14 protein-coding genes are annotated in these 19,204 nt (G+C 56.5%); 9 read left to right on the forward strand and 5 right to left on the reverse strand.

Features of this window, described 5'->3' with window-relative positions; all coding sequences use genetic code 11:
- From NZ823_07590 to NZ823_07605, 4 genes are all read left to right on the forward strand, one after another.
- The coding region (locus NZ823_07590; protein MCS6804990.1) for a hypothetical protein at nt 1-209 on the forward strand (209 nt) is incomplete at its 5' end.
- Between the two features lie 204 nt (nt 210-413).
- Nucleotides 414-1,880 (forward strand): integrin alpha, encoded by a 1,467-nt coding sequence (locus NZ823_07595; protein MCS6804991.1) that lies wholly within the window; start codon nt 414-416, stop codon nt 1,878-1,880.
- A 187-nt stretch (nt 1,881-2,067) separates the two neighbouring features.
- The gene (locus NZ823_07600; GenBank protein ID MCS6804992.1) at nt 2,068-3,729 is read left to right on the forward strand and encodes an integrin alpha; all 1,662 of its coding nucleotides are present in this window, start codon (nt 2,068-2,070) and stop codon (nt 3,727-3,729) included.
- Between the two features lie 124 nt (nt 3,730-3,853).
- Nucleotides 3,854-6,055 carry a S46 family peptidase gene (locus tag NZ823_07605; GenBank protein ID MCS6804993.1) on the forward strand — a complete coding sequence of 734 codons (2,202 nt, stop codon included), beginning with the start codon at nt 3,854-3,856 and terminating at the stop codon, nt 6,053-6,055.
- A gap of 106 nt (nt 6,056-6,161) precedes the next feature.
- Here the strand turns inward: NZ823_07605 and NZ823_07610 are convergent, their stop codons facing one another.
- Together NZ823_07610 and NZ823_07615 are read right to left on the reverse strand one after the other, a co-directional pair.
- Complete coding sequence (locus tag NZ823_07610; protein MCS6804994.1) at nt 6,162-7,877, reverse strand: sodium:solute symporter; 1,716 nt, start codon at nt 7,875-7,877, stop codon at nt 6,162-6,164.
- Nucleotides 7,874-8,020 (reverse strand): hypothetical protein, encoded by a 147-nt coding sequence (locus NZ823_07615; GenBank protein ID MCS6804995.1) that lies wholly within the window; start codon nt 8,018-8,020, stop codon nt 7,874-7,876. The genes NZ823_07610 and NZ823_07615 overlap by 4 nt, the downstream gene beginning before the upstream one ends.
- A gap of 404 nt (nt 8,021-8,424) precedes the next feature.
- Here NZ823_07615 and NZ823_07620 point away from each other — a divergent pair, with 404 nt between their 5' ends.
- From NZ823_07620 to NZ823_07640, 5 genes are all read left to right on the forward strand, one after another.
- On the forward strand, nt 8,425-9,822 hold the full coding sequence (locus NZ823_07620; GenBank protein MCS6804996.1) for a heavy metal sensor histidine kinase: 1,398 nt from the start codon (nt 8,425-8,427) through the stop codon (nt 9,820-9,822).
- 69 nt (nt 9,823-9,891) lie between these two features.
- Nucleotides 9,892-10,533 (forward strand): hypothetical protein, encoded by a 642-nt coding sequence (locus NZ823_07625; GenBank protein MCS6804997.1) that lies wholly within the window; start codon nt 9,892-9,894, stop codon nt 10,531-10,533.
- 987 nt (nt 10,534-11,520) lie between these two features.
- Nucleotides 11,521-11,886, forward strand: coding sequence for a hypothetical protein (locus tag NZ823_07630; GenBank protein MCS6804998.1), 366 nt, complete (start codon nt 11,521-11,523; stop codon nt 11,884-11,886).
- Nucleotides 11,887-12,109: 223 nt separating this feature from the next.
- Complete coding sequence (locus tag NZ823_07635; GenBank protein MCS6804999.1) at nt 12,110-12,946, forward strand: ABC transporter substrate-binding protein; 837 nt, start codon at nt 12,110-12,112, stop codon at nt 12,944-12,946.
- Nucleotides 12,947-12,964: 18 nt separating this feature from the next.
- A complete protein-coding gene (locus NZ823_07640) occupies nt 12,965-13,702 on the forward strand; it encodes a rhomboid family intramembrane serine protease (GenBank protein ID MCS6805000.1) in 738 nt (245 codons plus the stop codon).
- On the opposite strand, the gene NZ823_07645 is transcribed toward NZ823_07640, so the two are convergent.
- The 3 genes from NZ823_07645 to NZ823_07655 all read right to left on the reverse strand — a co-directional run bounded on the left by NZ823_07645 (nt 13,696) and on the right by NZ823_07655 (nt 19,165).
- Entirely contained in the window at nt 13,696-14,790 is a 1,095-nt protein-coding gene (locus NZ823_07645; GenBank protein ID MCS6805001.1) for a 6-phosphofructokinase, read from the reverse strand. The two genes, NZ823_07640 and NZ823_07645, sit on opposite strands and share 7 nt — an antisense overlap.
- A gap of 142 nt (nt 14,791-14,932) precedes the next feature.
- Nucleotides 14,933-17,728: a M14 family zinc carboxypeptidase gene (locus NZ823_07650; protein MCS6805002.1), complete on the reverse strand. Its 2,796-nt coding sequence runs from the start codon at nt 17,726-17,728 to the stop codon at nt 14,933-14,935.
- Nucleotides 17,729-17,806: 78 nt separating this feature from the next.
- Nucleotides 17,807-19,165 carry a M20/M25/M40 family metallo-hydrolase gene (locus tag NZ823_07655; GenBank protein MCS6805003.1) on the reverse strand — a complete coding sequence of 453 codons (1,359 nt, stop codon included), beginning with the start codon at nt 19,163-19,165 and terminating at the stop codon, nt 17,807-17,809.
- Between the last annotated feature and the right edge of the window lie 39 nt (nt 19,166-19,204).

Here is a 19,204-nt window from a genome sequence, read left to right on the forward strand (position 1 = left end):
CCGCTCCCGCTCTGCCGGCGCACTCCAAAGATAAAGGTGTTTTGGAGTGCGGCGGCAAGCCCGCAGGGCGCGACGCCGCTTTGGCCCTGCACGCAACGTCGCGACAGAAAGCGCCGTCGCCGCTCCGCTCTGCCGGCGCACTCCAAAGATATTGCTTTGAAAGCACCGTCGTTGCTTCGCTGGGCAAAAGTGGTGAGAGCGCGTTTTGAAAGCGCCGTCGCCGCTCCCGCTCTGCCGGCGCACTCCAAAGATATTGCTTTGAAAGCGCCGTCGCCGCTCCGCTCTGCCGGCGCACTCCAAAACCTATGTTGACGCTCGCTCAGTGCCATGCTAGTATGTCGCGCTCATCACATGACGATCGCACACATCACCTAGCAGGAGATCGAGGGATACGCTGGAGGAGTCAATTGCCTATGAACACAAAACGGTTTAGTGTGATTATTTTCTTACTCGTGGGCCTCATCATGCCAATCACATTGCCGCGTGCGGCGCAAGTGGATCAGACAGCGATACCGATTGCGCCGCCCACCGCCGAGCCAAACCCACGTTTCGGCGCAGCACTGGCAATGGCTGACATTGATAATGACGGTTTAGCTGATCTCGTCGTTGGCGCGCCAAACGCCGACGTCGCGTCACAAACGGACGCTGGGCAGGCGTTCGTTTATCTCAGTCGCCTTGGGTTAGAGCGATCCACGCCTCGAATCCTACAGGCTTCTACACCCGTGGCCGAGGCTCATTTCGGCGCAGTGCTACTGACCGGCGATGTGAACAACGACCGCATCCCCGACATTTTGGTTGGCGCCCCGGGCGATACGGCCGGTGGGCAGTCCAAGGCTGGCCGAGTCTATGTCTTTCACGGCGGCGCGATGTTCGATACCACCGCAGACCGCGTGCTGCAAGCGCCAGCACCTCAAGCCGGCGCTCGGTTCGGCGTCTCCATCGCAGTTGGCGATTTCAACGGAGGCGGCAACGACATCGTGGTCGGCGCGAACCTAACCGACATCACGACTACAGGGACGGACCAAATGATGACAACAACCGTAGACGCCGGGCAAGCCTTCGTCTTTTTTGGCCCAGCATTCGATCGGTTGACAACAACACTGCAAGCAGCCACACCGGAAGCTGGCGCGCGCTTTGGCACATCGGTAGCAGCCGCTAATCTGAACGCCGACACGTTCGCCGACGTGGTGGTGGGCGGCGACCGCACGAATGTGACCACCGGCACCACGACACAGATCAACGCCGGCGAGGCAGTTGCCTTCTATGGCGCAATGACAGCAATGGATGCCATGACCGGCATTGACACAACGGTAGACGTCACACTGCGCGGCGCAACGGTTCAATCAGGCACGGCATTTGCGCGCACCATGATCGGAGGCGATGTTAATGGCGATGGCATGGATGATGTTGTGGTGGGCGCTCCGTTGTTCGACGCCAGCAATAGCTTGCGTGACGTAGGCGAAGCTTACGTGTTTTTGGCTGCCATGAATATCTCAGCAACGCCAACGGCATCTGCAACCGTGCGCGGCGCATTCACCAGCCCCTCGTACTTCGGCACATCATTGGCACTGGGCGATGTGGATGGCGATGCCATCGTGGACATTATTGCCGGCGCTCCAGGAACGGAAGTCAGCAACCTGGCTAATGCAGGTCGCGCGTTTATCGTGCTAAGCGGCGCTCCGTTTACCGGCGTGCTCAATGCGAACATTGTGCTGTCAGCGCCGATGCCCACTTCCAACAGTGGCTTTGGTCAAGCAGTCGCTGCCGGTGACATTAACGGAGATACTTTGGCCGACGTCGTCATTGGCGCGCCGGGCATCAATCGCGTCTACATTTTCCTGGCGAATGCGCCGGTTGTTCCATCCAAAAGGAACAACTAAGACCCCGATTTCGGATTGCCGATTGAGAAAGCTCATGCCAATGGCGGATTGACAAGACTCAGATCGGCACACGGTCTTGGGCTACCGAACATGAGATTTTCAATGGCAAGGTGCAAACGTCGCCGAACGCGCTCCGATGTCTGCTGGCAAGGCTCTTGAGTGGGAAGACAGGTTTGGAAGAGCGGTTATGAAGAGTCGTTTGATATTTCGGCGCTTGATTGCCAGCTCAACACTGATGATCTGGCTTGTTGCACACGCGCCTGGCCAACGCATTGGGCTTGTGGATACCGCCGAGCAGGCCGGGCTCATGCTGACCATCTTTGGCGCCGCTGTCGGCGATCAACTGAAGGCGCTGGCTGCCGGCGATTTTAATGGAGATGGCATCGGGGACATGCTGGTTGGCACGCACCTGGCGAACAATTTGGAGATTCAGCGCATTGATGCTGGCGTCGCCTACATTGTGCTTGGCCGGCGCGACATCCTGCCCATAGAGACCCGCGATCCTGGCGAGCCTGCTGAGTTGCAACCTGACGCGACTTTTTTCGGCGCGGAAAACGATGATCGAATGGGCGTGTCAACCACGAGCGGTGACATCAATGGCGATGGCATTGATGATATTGTGTTCGGGGCGCCGCAGGCTGACGGACCGGGTAATGGGCGGCTCAATGCCGGCGAAGTCTATATTTTCTACGGCAGCCGCGATCTCAAACCCGGTTCAATACGCGACGTTGCTGGCATACTCGGCCCTGTGCCTGACGTCACCATTCTTGGCGAGGAGCGTAACGATACGCTCGGCGCGGCTGTGGCGTTAGGTCAACTCAATGGCCGTGGTGGACTGGATTTGATCATCGGCGCGCCGGGAACCTTTGGTCCGCAAAATACGCGCGCTAGCGCGGGGACGGTCTACATCATCTTTGATGTGGCCGAGCGAGGCTCGGTGATTGACCTGGCTGATCCATTTACTGGCGCGGATGTCGTCATTCATGGAGCTGAAACGCTGGATGGTTTGGGTGGCGCGGTGGCAGCCGGTGATCTGAATCAAGACGGCTTTGACGATGTGGTCGTATCGGCGCCGTTGGCTGACGGTCCTGCCAATAGCCGACGTGATGCCGGCGAAGTCTACGTGTTGTTTGGCGGCGCTCGGCTTGTCAACACACCGATTCGAGATGGCGCTGGCTTTTTCGGACCGATGCCTGAACTCACGATCTACGGTCAAGACGCCCGTGATCTCTTTGGCGGCTCGCTGCTGGTGGGCGATGTTAGTGGCGATCAGATTGACGATCTGATTATCGGCGCTGTACTGCCACCGATCAACACAACCACCGCTTCGATAGGCGGCGATGGCCCTGACAACGGGCGGGCGGATGCCGGCGAGGTGTATGTTATTCGTGGAAGCCGGGCGCTGGCTTCCGAGTTTGTGCGGGATATGGCCGCTCAGGTGGCGCGTCCAGCCGACGTAACACTTTTTGGTGGCGACGCCGGCGACGTATTCGGTTCATCGTTGCGCGTGGGCGATGTCAGCGGCGACGGCGTGAACGATCTGATCATCAGTGCGCCACGAGCCGACGGGTTGGATAATAGACGGCTCAATGTGGGCGAAGTCTACGCCTTCTTTGGAGGCCCTCGCTTGTTCGACGGACTTCGGCGCGATGCAGCCGGTCAAGTGGGACGCGCGCCTGAGCTGACACTGCTTGGGCCAACCGCTGGCGTCAATTTCGGCCTGACGCTCGCGATGATTGATCTTGATGCTGACGGCGCGCTGGACTTTGTTGTAGGCGCACCACTGCTGAACGGGCCGGAGAATTTGCGGGCCACTGCCGGCGCTGTCTTGGTTGTGTCTGGCGATTGAGCACCGAATTAAACAGTCGTTGCCAGATTCCCCATCAGCACACGAGAGGAACTCCTACTGTCATGATGCGACAACGAATCTGCCGTATTTTCTTCATCAGCACACGAGAGGAACTCCTACTGTCATGATGCGACAACGAATCTGCTGCATTTTTTTGATTGGTTTGGTGCTGTTTTCCTGGCCATGTCGGCTGTTGGCCGCTGAAGGCATGTGGTTGCCTGATACGCTCAACACGCTGCCGCTGGATCGCCTCAAAAAGCTCGGCCTGAAACTGAAGCTGGAAGAGATCTACAATCCCAACGGCGCTAGCCTCGCTGATGCGGTTGTGATGGTCGGCGGCGGCACAGGTCAGTTCGTCTCGCCTGATGGCTTGATTCTGACGAATCATCATGTCGCTTATGATGCGATTGCGGCCGCCAGTACGCCGGAACGCAACTACCTGGAAGCCGGCTTCCTGGCCAGGACGCGCGATGAGGAAATCTCTGCCAAAGGATATACAGTCTCCATCACCAGAAGCTTCAAAGATGTCACCGCCGATGTGCTCTCGGTCGTCAAGCAGAGCATGTCACTGGAGGAGCGGCAGAAGGCCATCAATGCGCGCAGCCGTGAGCTGGCCGCCGCCGCTAGTAACGACAAGGAGGGCATCTCCGCACAAGTCGTCGAGATGTTGAATGGGTTGTCGTACTACCTCTACACCTACCTCGTGCTCAAAGACGTGCGGCTTGTCTACGCTCCGCCGGAATCCATTGGTAACTTTGGCGGCGATCCAGACAACTTCCAGTGGCCGCGTCACACTGGCGATTTCTCGTTCATGCGCGCATACGTTGGCCCTGATGGCAAGCCGGCGGAGTACGACAAAAACAATGTGCCGTATAAGCCGAAAAAGTATCTGCCGATTTCGCTCGATGGCTATAAGGAAGGCGATTTCGTGATGGTGCTCGGCTATCCGGGAGCGACCTATCGCTATCGCGAATCGTTCTCCATTGAGTATCGGCAGAATCACTTATACCCGTGGCAAATTCAGACGTTGCAGCGACAGATCGCTTTGCTGGAGCAGGCCAGCCGGCGCGATCCGGCCTCAGCGTTGCGCTACAGCAGCGAGCTGCAATCGCTCAATAATGCGCTGAAAAATTTTCAAGGTTCTCTGCAAGGCCTCAAACGCTCCAAGCTGCTTGAACGCCGGCGAGCCGAGGAAGCAGCGTTCATGCAATATGTGGAGCAAACGCCCAACTGGAAAGCGCAATACGGCGACGCACTCCCGCAACTGGCCAGTCTCTATCGCGATCTGATGAGCTATCAAGCGAAACAAAATGTGTTGAGCGGGTTGCTCAATGCTGGTTCAACCATGTCGCTGCTGGCTGCTGCCTGGGACCGCGCGCGCGACCGCGACAAGCCGCCAGAGGATCGAACTTCTGATCTCACCGATGAAGCGATTGAGCAATTGAAGAAGACGATTCCCGAAACGTGGCGCGACCGCAACATCGAGCTGGAACGCGGCTACATCGAATTGTTTTTGCAGCAGGCCGACGCGCTGCCCGCTGAGCAGAAAATCGCCTCTGTTGAATCGCTCTTTGCAGGCAAGTCGGGAGCAGACCGCCGTCAGGCCGAAGCGGCCTGGGCGCGTCAGATGCTGGAAAGCTCCCGTATTCAATCGGCCGATGACGTGATCAAATTGTTCGAGATGACGCCGGCTCAGTTGCAGGCCATCGAAGACCCGTTACTGAATTTTGTGGGACAGGCCAAGGCTGAACTGGCGCCCCTGGACGAGCGCTACCAGCGGTTCGTGGCCGGCGTCACCAAAGCTCGTCCGGCTTACATTCAAGGCATGTCACGCTGGAAGAAAACCGGACTCTATCCTGATGCCAATCGCACACTGCGGTTCACCTACGGCGTAGTGAAAGGCTACAGCCCGCGCGACGCCGTGTTCTATGACTATATGACGACACTGCGCGGCGTGCTGGAAAAAGAGAGCGACGAGCATCCTTTCAAAGTGCCTCAACGATTGAAAGAGCTGTTCGCTCAACGCGATTTCGGTCCGTATGCAGATCGGCGCCGAAACGATGTGCCGGTCGCGTTTATTTCTGACACAGACATCACCGGTGGCAATTCCGGTAGTCCGATCATGAATGGCAAGGGGGAGTTGATCGGCGTCGTCTTCGACGGCAACTACGAAGGATTGGGCAGCGATTACGTCTATAATCCGGCGCTGTCTCGTTGCATTGCTGTTGACATTCGCTACGTGTTGTTTGTCACCGAAAAGCTCGGCGGCGCTCATAACGTGATTCAGGAACTGCAAACTCGACATCGCGCGGTCGGCAGCAAATAATCAGTCAGACGACAATCCTGAGTCCATTGGTATTCACAAGTCGGCCACGACCGGAGGCGCGTCAGCAGGCGCCGTGGCGCTGCGCCGTGTTTGATTCACCGATGGCTCAACGCCGCTCCTGAAGGCTCATCGTTGCTGGAGCAGCTTGACGATCCGTCAGGCTCAACACATAGCCGACGACGACCACCACGACGCAGCCGACAATGTTGAACCAAAGGAAGGCAATGTCTGTGGCGCGGCTGGCCGCATACACAGACGCCATGCCTGCCAGCAAGCCCCAGAATGCGCCACGACCCGTTGCCCGTTTCGTGGCGATGGCCAAAACGAATACGCCTAGCAATGAGCCATAAAAATACGAGCCGACTTTGTTGACGGCTACAACCACCGAACCGAGCGCGCCCGCATACATGGCAAACGAGGCAGCGAATGCGCCCCAGAGCGCCGTGCTGATCCGTGAGACCATCAGATAATGGCGTTCGTCTGCAACCGGCTTCAGGTGGCGTTTGTAGATGTCCATCACAGTCACAGTAGAAAGTGCGTTCAGTTCGGAATCCATCGCTGACATGGCGGCAGCCATGATCGCTGCGATAATCAGGCCGAGAATGCCGGCAGGAAAATAGCGAATGATGAAGCTGGGAAAGATGTAATTCGTATCGTTGTAATTCTCGCCGCTGGCTCGGCTCATCAGCTCGGCGCTTTGGCGTCGAAGCTGCATCAGCTCGTCGTGCAGCGCGCGATAGTGGCGGCGAGCTTGCTGCTGCTCCGATGGGTTGTGGTTGTGTCGCGCGGCAATCAAGGCGTGCGCTGCCTGGCGGCGCTGCTCAAATACCTGGTCGTAGCGAGCTTGAAGCGCGTTGAATTGGTCTCGATAGGGACTTGCTTGCACACGCTCAAGGCCGCGTTTGTCGAAGCCGAGCGGCGGTTTCTCAAAGTGGTAAAACACAAAGAGCAACACCCCGATAGAGAGAATGAAAAACTGCATCGGCACTTTGAGGAACGCATTGAACATGAGCGACAACCGGCTCTCTTTCAATGAGCGCACGGTCAGGTAACGTTGTACCTGACTTTGATCGCAGCCAAAGTACGACAACATCAGAAATAATCCGGCAATCAAGCCTGACCAGAGCGTGAATTCATTCTTCGGGTCCACCGAAAGGTCAATCGCTTTCAGGTGACCGGTGAGGCCGGCCAGGTATGCTGCATCAGACAACGACACTTCGGAAGGCAAGTTAAACAAGATGAGCCCGAGGCAGATGAAAATCGAAGCAAACATCAGGTACATCTTGTAAACGTCGGCCCAGATTTCTGCTTGAATGCCGCCAAATGATGTGTAGAAGGTGGCGGTTGCTGCCATGACCAGGATCGTGGCCTTGATCTCCCAGCCGAGGATGATGGACAACACAATGGCGGGCGCGTAAATCACCACGCCAAGCGACATGCCCCGCGACAGTATAAACAATAGACTGGAAAGAAGTCGGGTCTTCGCGTCAAATCGTTGCTCCAGATATTCGTAAGCTGTGTAGACATTGGCGCGATAGAAAAACGGAATCAGCGTGGCGCAAAGGATAACCATGGCGATGGGCAGTCCAAAATAAAATTGCACAAACCGCATGCCATCCACGTAAGCTTGTCCGGTCGTGCCAATGAGCGTGATGGCGCTGGCTTGCGTCGCCATGACAGACAGTCCGATGATCCACCAAGGCAGCGAGCGGTTGGCCAGAAAGAATTGTTTGGTATTGCGCGAGCCTCTGCTTTTAGTCACGCCGACATAGACAATCAAGCCAAGGGAGGCGACCAACACAATCCAATCAACGATTCTCATCGCGCTGCCTCAGCATAGCGTTCCGTGAGCCAGTAGAGGACTCCAATGATGACGAACAGAAAGATCAAGGCCGCCGCATAGACGCGAGCCCATGTGCCGAGAATCGGCGGCGGATCATCATCTGGTTGATAGGCCTCGTTCATTGTTGGTCGCCAAGTATAGGCATGGGTTCAACGCAACGCAATGGAGCGCGCTGGCTTCGGCGCCTCAACTGAAGGTCAGGTCATCGGCCAACGCAATTGCCAACGCAACGCAATGGAGCATGCTGGCTCCGGCTGCCTGTGCGAGCGCAGGCAGCAGTGACCGGTTTGGTGGAGCCGGAGCCGCTGCCGCTGCTGCGCTGCACGCTGTAGTGCGAGCGCAGGCAGCAGTGACCGGTTTGGCGGAGCGCCGTTCAGAGCGCGGGAGAAACAACGATCAATCGCCTGCCATCGAACCATCAAATACTACCCTTCATTACACCCCAAAGTGAACGCGCCGTAATCCCGGTTTTTCTTGTTGAACCGAACCGGCTACAATAAGCTGCTCAGGTCGAACAGACGCGATCATGCTCTCGATTCGTCGCAAATTAACACTCTGGTATTTGACAATCCTCGCCATTGTGTTACTCGGCTACGGTGCAGCGGTCTATCTTTATCTCTCGGCCAGCTTGCTGCGCCTGATTGACAAATCGTTGCGACAACAAGTCATCGCCTTTGAAAAGCACCTGACCGCGCTGGAACGAGGACAGGAGCCGACTGAAACGGCGACAGGGCGGTTGGCGCTGGCGCCTCAATTCGTCGAGTTAATCGGCGCGGACGGGACAACAACGGATATAGCCAGTCCTTCAGAAACGTTCCATGTGCCTGTCAATGTTCGGACATTAGAAGAGGTGCGAACCAGCGCGGAGCCGGTGCTGGAAGACGCCGTCACCGATGAAGGCAAGCCGCTGCGCGTGGCCACATGGCGGTTACTGGATGAACAGGGTCAGATCGTGTCATTTATTCGTGCCGGTTATACACTCGAAGAGATTGAACAGGTGCGATGGCAGGTTCTGTGGCTGCTGGGGCTCTCGCTGCTGATTGTGCTGGCGTTGGCCGGCTGGGGAGGCCGGCTGTTGGTGGACAAGGCGCTGAGACCCGTAGACCGCCTGACACATACTGCTCAAGCGATCACCGCCAAGAATCTTCAAGAGCGGGTCGAGGTTCCTCCAACGGGTGATGAACTGGCCCGGCTGGCGGAGACGTTTAATCAAATGATCGCGCGGCTGCAGGAAGCTTTTCAGCGTGAACATCGCTTCACCGAGGACGCTTCGCACGAAATGCGCACGCCGCTGGCCGTGCTACGAAATGAAATCGAAGTGGCCCTACGGCGTGATCGTTCGCCGGAAGAATATAGGACAATCTTACAACGCTGCCTGGATCAGTTGCTGCGATTGAACAGATTGACCGAAGATTTGCTGATGTTGGCGCGGGCTGAAACGAGCCAGTCCGTGCTCGAACGCCAGCCTGTGGACTTGAACGCGCTCTGCGAGGAGACCGTCCAATACGTCCAGCCGCTGGCTGACGAACGTCAGTTGATGTTGACCATCAAACTGGACTCCACACCGATTTATGTACTCGGCGATGCGCGACGATTGAAGCAGGTCGTGATGAACTTGCTCGACAACGCCCTCAAGTACACGCCGGCGGGCGGACGTATTCATGTTGAAGTCGAGCGCGCAGGAGCGACGGCTGTGGTCAGCGTCAGCGATACAGGCTGCGGCATCGCGCCGGATGACCTGCCATACATTTTCGAGCGATTCTACCGGCGACGGCAAAAGCAGGGGAACAAAAACGACGGCTTCGGACTGGGCTTGGCCATCTGCCGCTGGATTGTCGAAGCTCATGGAGGCACGATCCGTGTCAGCAGCCAGCCGACCGAGGGAACGCGATTCACATTTGAGTTGCCGCTGTTTGTGGGATAGACTTTGCCGCGGCTCATGTGACGCACGTGTGAGGCAATGGCAGAGCCAGACCTCGCCTGATCGAGGCTCATGATGAAGACGATTGTCGTTGCTGGCGCAACGAGCGCCGCCGCGAAAACAAGCCTGGTGGTTGCATTGCTCTCGGCGCTGCCCACGCGCGCATGGGGGGCGATGAAGATCACCGTCACCCATGACGTGGCACAAGGCTGCCCGCGAGGCGGCCACGGTTGCGGCGTCTGCGCCTCTGTTGGGGGTGGCTATCGGTTTGTCACCGACCCTGAGATACTCAAGCAACCTGGCACTGATACCGGACGCATGACGCAGGCCGGCGCCGATCCGGTCCTCTGGTTGATTACGACGCCTCCATTTGTGCATATAGGTTGGCGTGATGTGCAGCGACAGGTCACGTCAGTTGATGGCCTGGTGATAGAGAGCAACAGCTTGGCCCTCTGCATCAAACCCGACTTGACACTGTTCACCATCAACCCGCGCGTGCCACGCTCGCGGTGGAAAGCCAGCGCGCCGCGCTTAATTGAGCAAAGCGATCTGGTGATCATCAGTCTGCGCGACGTCAAGCCACAGGCTGCACAACCGTTGATTGATGAGATTCACGCTCGGCGCGCCGGCCTCGGTGTGGTTGTCACTGAGAGCGTCGAACAGGTGATTGCTCGACCGGAACTCTCGCGCCGGCTCGCTGCTCTGTTTTCCTGAGAAAATGCAGATGCAGATTGAATGATGAAATGATTTTCAATCAGTAACTCTATCAATCCTTGCTGATGCTGCGAAGTCGGTGGACAAACGTTCCGGCACATTTGGGGGACGGGACGTTTTGGCGTGCGGTGACGCATCACCGCTTTCCGGCCAAAGCTGGGACACGTCGCAGCAGTCCAAAAACGCCACAAACTTTTGTCACGTTACTGAGTCTAAAGAAAGGCCGATGACCAGGCGTCAACTTTCTCTTCGTTGAACAAAGACAATATGTCTCGGAAGTCGGGATTCAACAAGCGTTCCTCCTTCTTTGAAAGCCCAGGCATCAAGGGCTAATTGCCACATCATGGCCATTCGCTCAGCGGGCGTCGTGGGCCTCGGCCAGTCAACTTCATCAACGACTTGTTGTCCGCGGCGAATGACGCGCGTAACCATCACTCTGGTTTTCGAGCTCCGTTGCACATCCGAAGTATACTTTACCTGAAGGCCAATTGGCATCCGATTCCTGCTGCTCAAGCCCATCGCTTACGTTGCCTCAGGAACGGCGCTCGAAGCGGGATGACCTATGATCAAGCTGATTCAAGCAGCTCGACGCAAGCCTCAGGGACACTGCGCGGAAGATCAAACACGGTCACACCCGCCTTGCTTGTTCACTGATCTTCAACAGGCGGCCATTAACAAAAAACTTGACAAATAACCGCCACAAAGCCGAAAATAAGGCTCCGATTTCGATATGACGAAGCCTGCTGCAACCAGAATGGCTCATGTCGCCAACGTCGCGGCCACTTCGGCGTGCGTGGCTCGGCCTTCGTTGATCAATCTTGTTTTGACTCCTCTCCTTGGTTTACTCCTAGGCATTATCCTCCTCGTACTAGCGAGGGGCAGTGGATGAGGCACTGATCCTCCATCGGAGTGGAGACAAAGGCCACCGTCCACTGCCCCTAGCGACGGTGGCCTTTTATTTTATTCTCAGCAGGAGAAAACAGGATCATGAATCAGCACTATTGGAATCAAACGGAATCATTCACTATGAAAGAAAACTTTTTCCGCAAGTTGGTCATGGGCGATCAACTGACGATTGCGCGCACCGAGATGGACACAGGCGCGCGACTGCAACCGCGTTGCTATCCTTGTGAATCGTTCATTGTGATCTTAACCGGCCTTTGTAAAGTTCGTGTCAACGGACGCGCCGACATAATCGGCGCCAATCAGATTCTGCATGTTCCTGCTTACGCGGAGCATGATATTGAAGCGTTGGAGCACACATTGGCGTTGGAAATTCAGCCTCGGTCGCCGGCGTTGCCCCCTGAACGAAGCGGATTGATGGAGGACGAGAACTATCTTTGGGGTGTCTAGCCGGCGTCTCGCTCTGCCTGCGCCAACCATTGCCGCTATAGCAAGAGTCGGCGGACAAAGCGCCGGTCAGTTTTAGGCTCTTGCTCCATCTCAACCAATGATTGCCGCTATCGGTCTGCTCCGGTAGCGGCATGGCAGCCGAGGCCGGTTTTTCACCGATGTTTCCCTCATCTGCATGTGGTGTTATAATGCAGCCCTGGCTTACATGGGAGACAAACATCACATGGAAACTCGCCATATTACCATCGCTCACAGTCCTGATTCTGATGATGCATTCATGTTTTATGCGTTAGCTACCGGAAAATTGGACACAGGTCACCTCACCTTCAGTCACGTGCTGACGGACATCGAAACACTGAATCGAAAAGCGTTGGACGAGGTCTACGACGTGACGGCCGTTTCGATTCATGCTTACGCCTACATTGCCGATAAATACCTGCTGCTGCCGAGCGGCGCCAGTATGGGGGAGCAATATGGGCCGATTGTCGTCTCAGCGCGCCCGCTTGCGCCGGCTCAGTTACGAGGCAAGCGACTCGCAGTTCCCGGCCTGATGACAACGGCTTATCTTGTGATGAAGCTCTTTGAGCCCGACGTCGAGTGCGAAGTCATGCCCTTCGATCGCATCATAGAGGCTGTGGCCGCCCAGGCCGTTGATGCCGGCTTGCTCATTCACGAAGGCCAGCTCACTTATGCTGAAGAAGGCTTACACAAGGTTATTGATCTGGGCCACTGGTGGTATCAGCAAACGCGCTTGCCGTTGCCGCTAGGCGGCAACGTGATCAAGCGGAGTCTGGGCCCTGAGCTGATTGCGCAGATCGCCCAGTATCTCAGGCAAAGCATTCAGTACGGCCTCGCCCATCGGGAAGAAGCGCTCGCTTATGCCCTGAGTTTCGCGCGCGGCATGAGTGGGCAACTCACCGATCGTTTTATTGAGATGTACGTCAACGACCTGACGCTCGATTACGGTGACAACGGCCGCGAGGCCGTCCAACGGCTGCTCGACATGGGGCATGAACGCGGTTTCATTCCGCATCGCGTCCAGGTTGAGTTCGCCGCGTGAGCCGCTGGAAGAACACTGATGATTCCGATTCGCGACGACATTCCATCGAGCCGTGTGCCAGTGGTCAGCATTGGGCTGATTGCGGCCAATATCCTGGTCTTCCTCTATCAACTGACATTGAGCGAGCGAGGCCTTGAGCTGCTTTTCCAGGAGTACGCCGTGGTTCCCGTCAAATACTTTTCTCGTGGCTACGTGGATGGATTCGGCGTGCTGCACGAATACACACTGGCAGAGCTGCTCACGCCGATTTTCACGGCCATGTTCATGCACGGCGGCTGGATGCACATTGGCGGCAACATGCTCTACCTGTGGATATTCGGCGATAACGTCGAAGACCGCATGGGACATGGCCGGTTCCTCATCTTTTATTTGCTGTGCGGCGTCATCGCCACGGTGGCGCACATCATGTTCAATCCAGATTCGCAAGTGCCGAGCTTAGGCGCTAGTGGCGCGATTGCCGGCGTGCTGGGCGCGTATTTGTTGCTCTATCCGGGCGCGCGCGTCATCACGCTGGTCCCGATTTTCATCTTTATTCAGTTCATTCCGATTCCGGCGGTGATCGTGTTAGGAATTTGGTTTCTGCAACAATTCGTCGCAGGGGCAGCCTCGTTGGGCGCACAATCGGCGCAGACGGGCGGCGTTGCCTGGTGGGCGCACATCGGCGGATTTGTCGCCGGCATGCTCTTGGTGCACCTGTTTAAGCAGCGGCGTTACTGGCCCGCCGATCACGAATGGTGGGAGCACACACGTTATTGATCGAGTTCGCCGGCGAATGAAATTCCTATAGCTCGCGCAGCTTTGATCAACTGGCAATCGGGAGGCACCTGCTTCAGTTGAATGGCCGCCTCATCCATCGGATGGACGACAACAGCGCCACATCGCCACACCACCATGATTCCTTGATGACCGGCAGCCAACGCCTCAACGGCCATGACGCCAAACGAGGACGCCAGTAATCGGTCAAACGCCGTTGGTGAGCCACCTCGTTGCAAATGGCCGAGGACGACCAAGCGCGTTTCCTTACCGGTGAGCTGTTGAATCCCTTGGGCAACGACGTAGCCAATGCCGCCCAGGCGGCCTTCCTGCCCCCCTTGACCTTTTTCTTGATAGACGGCGGAGCCGCCTTGCGGGATCGCGCCTTCAGCGACCACGACAATAGAGAACTGATGGCCGTGACGTTCGCGGCTGAGAATTTTGCCAGCGACTTTTTGCAGCTCGAAAGGAATCTCCGGAATCAGAATCACGTCAGCTCCACCGGCCATGCCCGCTTCCAATGCAATCCAGCCGGCATGTCGCCCCATGACTTCCAGCACCATCACACGATCATGGCTTTCAGCGGTCGTGTGTAACCGATCAATCGCCTCAGTGGCCACAGCCAGTGCCGTATCGAAGCCAAACGTCCGCTCACTACACGCCAAGTCATTATCAATTGTCTTGGGCACGCCTACAACGGGCACGCCCAACTGATGAAACTCATAGGCAATGGCCTGCGTGCCTTCGCCACCAATCACCACCAGCGCATCAATGCCCAACCGCTGCACGTTGGCAACTGCTTGTTGATAGACTTCGACCGGCTTGATCACCTGCCCATCTACATGGCGGATACCGAAACGGCCGCGATTGCGCGTCCCCAGCACCGTGCCGCCGCGCGGCAGCAAACCGCGCACATCGTTCAATCCGAGCGGTCGCGTTTGCGTTGGGCTGAGCAATCCTTCGTAACCATCCTCAATGCCCACGACCTCCCAACCATATTGCAAGATCGCCGTCTTCACGACCGCGCGGATGACGGCATTCAATCCAGGCGCGTCGCCGCCACCCGTGAGCACGCCGATTCGTTTGATCATAAGCAAATTCCTTTTCAGCGCCGCATCAATAGGCCATGAGACAAATGAGCCGGTGTATCCTCAAGCTGTGTCACTGCATGAGCACTGCTACCCGCCTGTTTCTCATTGACGCGCATTCCCTGTTCATGCGCGACGAAACATCTCAACGAGCCGGAGTGAAAAAGATGGCATTCAACAATAACAGATGAAGTCCATCCGTGAAGGCGCGGTAGTTTGGCTCTTCAGCGAATGCGATGACATGCCCGCGACCATGCGGCTGATACATCAAGTAGGCTTTGCCGGCAATTTGCTTCTTGGCATCATCCCAGGTGAACCCGCTCAGCAAAACCTTATCCTCAGTCATATAGCGACCGACGTTGATGCCCTGATCGAGTTTAATCGGCGTGAAGATATTGCGACTCTCAACCAGCACGTTGGCATCGCCATCGTAGCCAAATGCGAGCCAATGCTCGGTGTCTAAGGTGATGCGCATGATCGCTCCCGGCGTGATGCCCGGAAGCTCTTTGTCCGGTTCAATCCCTTCTTGAGCAGGAAGCGGCTTGGGTTCCTCCTTGGTCAGTTCATCTTTCTTCGTCTCTTCTCGTTTTTGCTCACCCTTTTGAGCGGCGCCGGGTTTTTGAGCAGCAGCGGGCGGTGAGGGCTTTGGTTGTTCGGTCTTTGTCTCGGCGGCAGGCTGTTCTGGCGGCCGGCTCTTCTCCGAAGGACGTGGCTTGTATTCACGGGTTGAAGCCAACAGGCCGACTTTTTCTTCGGTCAACCATCGCGTCGCTTCGCCAATGCTGATGAGCGTCCCGCCGGTTTCAATCCATTGCTTGATGCGCTGCGCGCCGGACTCGCCCAGCACCCGTTCATAGCCGGAGCCGTTGGGTAAGATCAACACGTCATACTCTTTCAGATTGGCGTTGCCCAGTTGTTGCGTGTTGATGACGGTGATCGGCTGGCCATATTCTTGTTCCAACAGATAGCGCATCCAACCGGCTGACAACGAGCTGGTCGGCGTGTTATAGGCCATAGCGACTCTTGGCTTCTTCAGGTACTTGACATAACTGCTACCGAAATTGACGCCTTCATCAACCCAGGCTGTGTCGGTTGGGTAGACATCTACGCCGAAGTCAGCCGCTAGTTTGGTCAAACGTTGATGTAGGTCTGCCGGATTATCCTTGACCTTGATAATCAGCGAGCCGCTCGGATACCGACGACCACTAAGCGCCAACGCCTTGTCAGTGCTATAGACGCGCACGCCCTGACGAAGCAGTTCAGTCAACGCCTTGGCAGCCGAGTTCGACCCCCATGGAATCAGATACGCCAGCTTAGCCGGCTCACCATGCATGCGGCCCTGTGGTGTGGGTGGTTGTTGCAGCGTTGTCAGTTGGCCGCGCGAGACATCCTCGGCGGCGTAGCATTCAACGTCATACATCAACGGCAGCGACCACGCAGTCACATCGTAAAATTGATCGCTCATCCGTTTCTGATAGCGGCGCACCTGCTCTTTGAGGAATGATTCTTCAATCGGCGTATGCTTAGCCAGCAGCGTATGAGCCAGCCGCTTGGCCGGCTGGGCTAGCGAGACAACATACGTCCCTGCGGGAAACGACCGGGATTGCACTTGGTCGTTGTAGTAATCACGCGCCTTCGCATTGGTAATCGGCGTTGACGCTTGTTTGACTTCAATGCCCTGAGACATCAATGTAGCAACCAGCTTGGCTGCGCGATTGGGATCGCTTCCCGGAGCAATAATGTATTCTTTGACGGGCCCTCGCTCACCTTCCTGAATCGCTGAACGACGATACTCATAGAAATCGCGCAGCAGCGCGCGACGCTCTGTAGCCGCTACCTCGGCTGTGGCAATCGAAGCGATAAAGTGGTGCCGAACACCATCGCGATAATGCAACAACGTGTCATCCTTGCGCCGCACGACCAGACCGCGAGCGGAGGCTTGCTCGTAGGTCATGCCGATGGCGCCGTGAAACATCGGCCATCCTTCACCATAGCCGGGATAGAACGCATCAAAGATTTCGCGGGTGAAGTAATCAATGTTCATCCGGTCAAACCATCGCGCATTGTTCCGACCAAATCGAGCGAGCCACTGATTCTGCGTCGGTGTCACTTCGGGATTGACCGGCGGAGCAGGCGGCGGGAAAAAGTAGGTCTCGTTTGATCCCATCTCGTGCAGGTCAACGAAGACATGGGGGAACCATTCGAGAAAAGCTTTGACGCGCCCGCGTGTTTCCGGTTGCGTTTGCGCGAACCAGTCGCGGTTCATGTCGAACAGATAATGATTCGATCGCCCGCTGGGCCATACTTCGTTATGTTCGGCCGCTTGCGGGTCGGGATCAGGCCAGCGTCCTCGCGTCTGCCGATAGTAGTTGATGAAACGCTCGCGCCCATCGGGATTTTGCATCGGATCAATCACCACGATGGATTGATCGAAAATCGTCTGTACCAGCGGATCGCCTCGCGCGGCCAGCAGATGATAGGCCATCAGAAGGCCAGCGTCGGTGCTGGAGATTTCATTGCCGTGAACGCCGTAGGCCAACCACGTCACTGCCGGCAGTGTTTCAATCAACCGATCAGCTTCAGCAGGAGGGAGCGTGCGAGGATCGGCCAGCCGACGCAAATCAGCTTTGATTTGATCCAGCCGCGCTATATTCGCCTCCGATGCAATGACCAAGTAGTAGAGCTTGCGCTTCTGCCACGTTTCACCATACGAGACCAAACGTGTTCGACGTGGGGCCGCCTGGGTCAACGCTTGTAAATACCGCTCAGCTTCAGCATGCGTGGTGAGTTGTTCGCCCGGCTCGTGCCCGACGATCTGCTTCAGCGTGGGAATGTTCGGATCGTATGAAGCGCCGGGATAAAATGCGGCGTCTTGAGCGGACGCGCCGGTCATCAACCCACACAACCATACCAACACAATGATGCTGCTCAGTCTCTTCATAATCAGTTTGGACACGAACGCCACAGCGCAGTTGGACGGCCTCGCTTGAAGCCATACAAGCACGCATGGGTAGCATTCCTATTTGTTGAGTTTGGAAATCTCGTCGAAGTACTTGACGAACATCTTCATGCCACCGGAAGCCTGCCCCCAATCATAATTCTCGTTGGGCGCATGATAGCCATGTTCGGGCAAGCTGAGGCCAAGAAAAACAATCGGCGCTTTCAAGTATTTCTCCATCGTCACAATTGCGCCGATGGAACCGCCTTCGCGGGTGAACGCTGGGTCTTTGCCGAAGGCAAATTGCATCGCCCGGCGTCCGGCCTCGGCATACGGTCCTTCAAACTGACCCAAGTAGGGCTGTAACGTGGCCTCATGCTCGACGATGACATCCGGATTCTTCGACTTGATGAACTCTTTGACCAGTTTGAAAATCTTCTTAGGATTTTGGTAAGGCACGAGCCGCGTGCTGATCTTGGCTTCAGCGCGTGGCGGAATGACCGTCTTGACGCCCGGGCCGGTATACCCGCCGACGATGCCGTGCACTTCAAACGTGGGTTCAGCCATGATGCTGCGCAACACGCGAGCTGTATCGTTGAAGCGGATGCTCTTGAACTCATGCGCTTTGACAAAGTGCGACAGGCGGAACCCCGAAGCAATATAGTTGTTGATCTCCTTGCTGGTGGCCTTCTTCACGTCATCGTAAAAACCGGGAATTTTGACGCGTCCGGTTGTTGCGTCGTAGCACTCACTAATGAGCTTGCACAGCTCACCGATGGGATTGCGCGCGGCGCCACCTGTGACGCCCGAATGCGCATCCTTGCGGCCTGTTTCCAGACGGAGGATGAAGCCCATCAGCCCGCGCAGCCCATACGGAATTGTTGGCTTGTTTCGTGAAATCCAGATTGTGTCCGAGACCAACACGGAGTCGGTCTTTAATTCGCTCTTTTTTGCCTTGATGAAATGCTCGAAATGCGGGCTGCCGATCTCTTCTTCAAGTTCCCAGATGAATTTGAAGTTGAGCGGCACGCCATTATCCACGGCATAGCGCACGGCCATCAGCGCCGTCAGCGCCGGGCCTTTGTCATCGGTGGTGCCACGACCCTCGTAGCGACCATCTTTGTTGAAAAAGTGAAATGGCTCTTGTCGCCACTCTGGTTCATTGGCCGGCTGAACATCAAGATGATTGTAGATGGCAACGGTTGGATAGCGTGGGTCCTGGATCAACTGCCCAAACACCACCGGATTGCCCGGCGTAGCGACCTTTTCAGCCGTTGCGCCGATGGCCGTCAGGTACTGAGCGGCGAGCTCGGCGCCGCGCTCAATATCGGCTTTGCGTTCCGGGTCCATGCTGATTGTCGGTATTTCAACAAGCTGCCCCAATTTCTCTTCAAACTCTGAGCGCACATGCTGCACATACGCATTCAACTGATCATACATAGCGGCCTACAACCTCCTCCGGTCTGAATTTGTTATGGT

Source organism: Blastocatellia bacterium, assembly GCA_025054955.1.
Classification (GTDB): domain Bacteria; phylum Acidobacteriota; class Blastocatellia; order HR10; family J050; genus JANWZE01.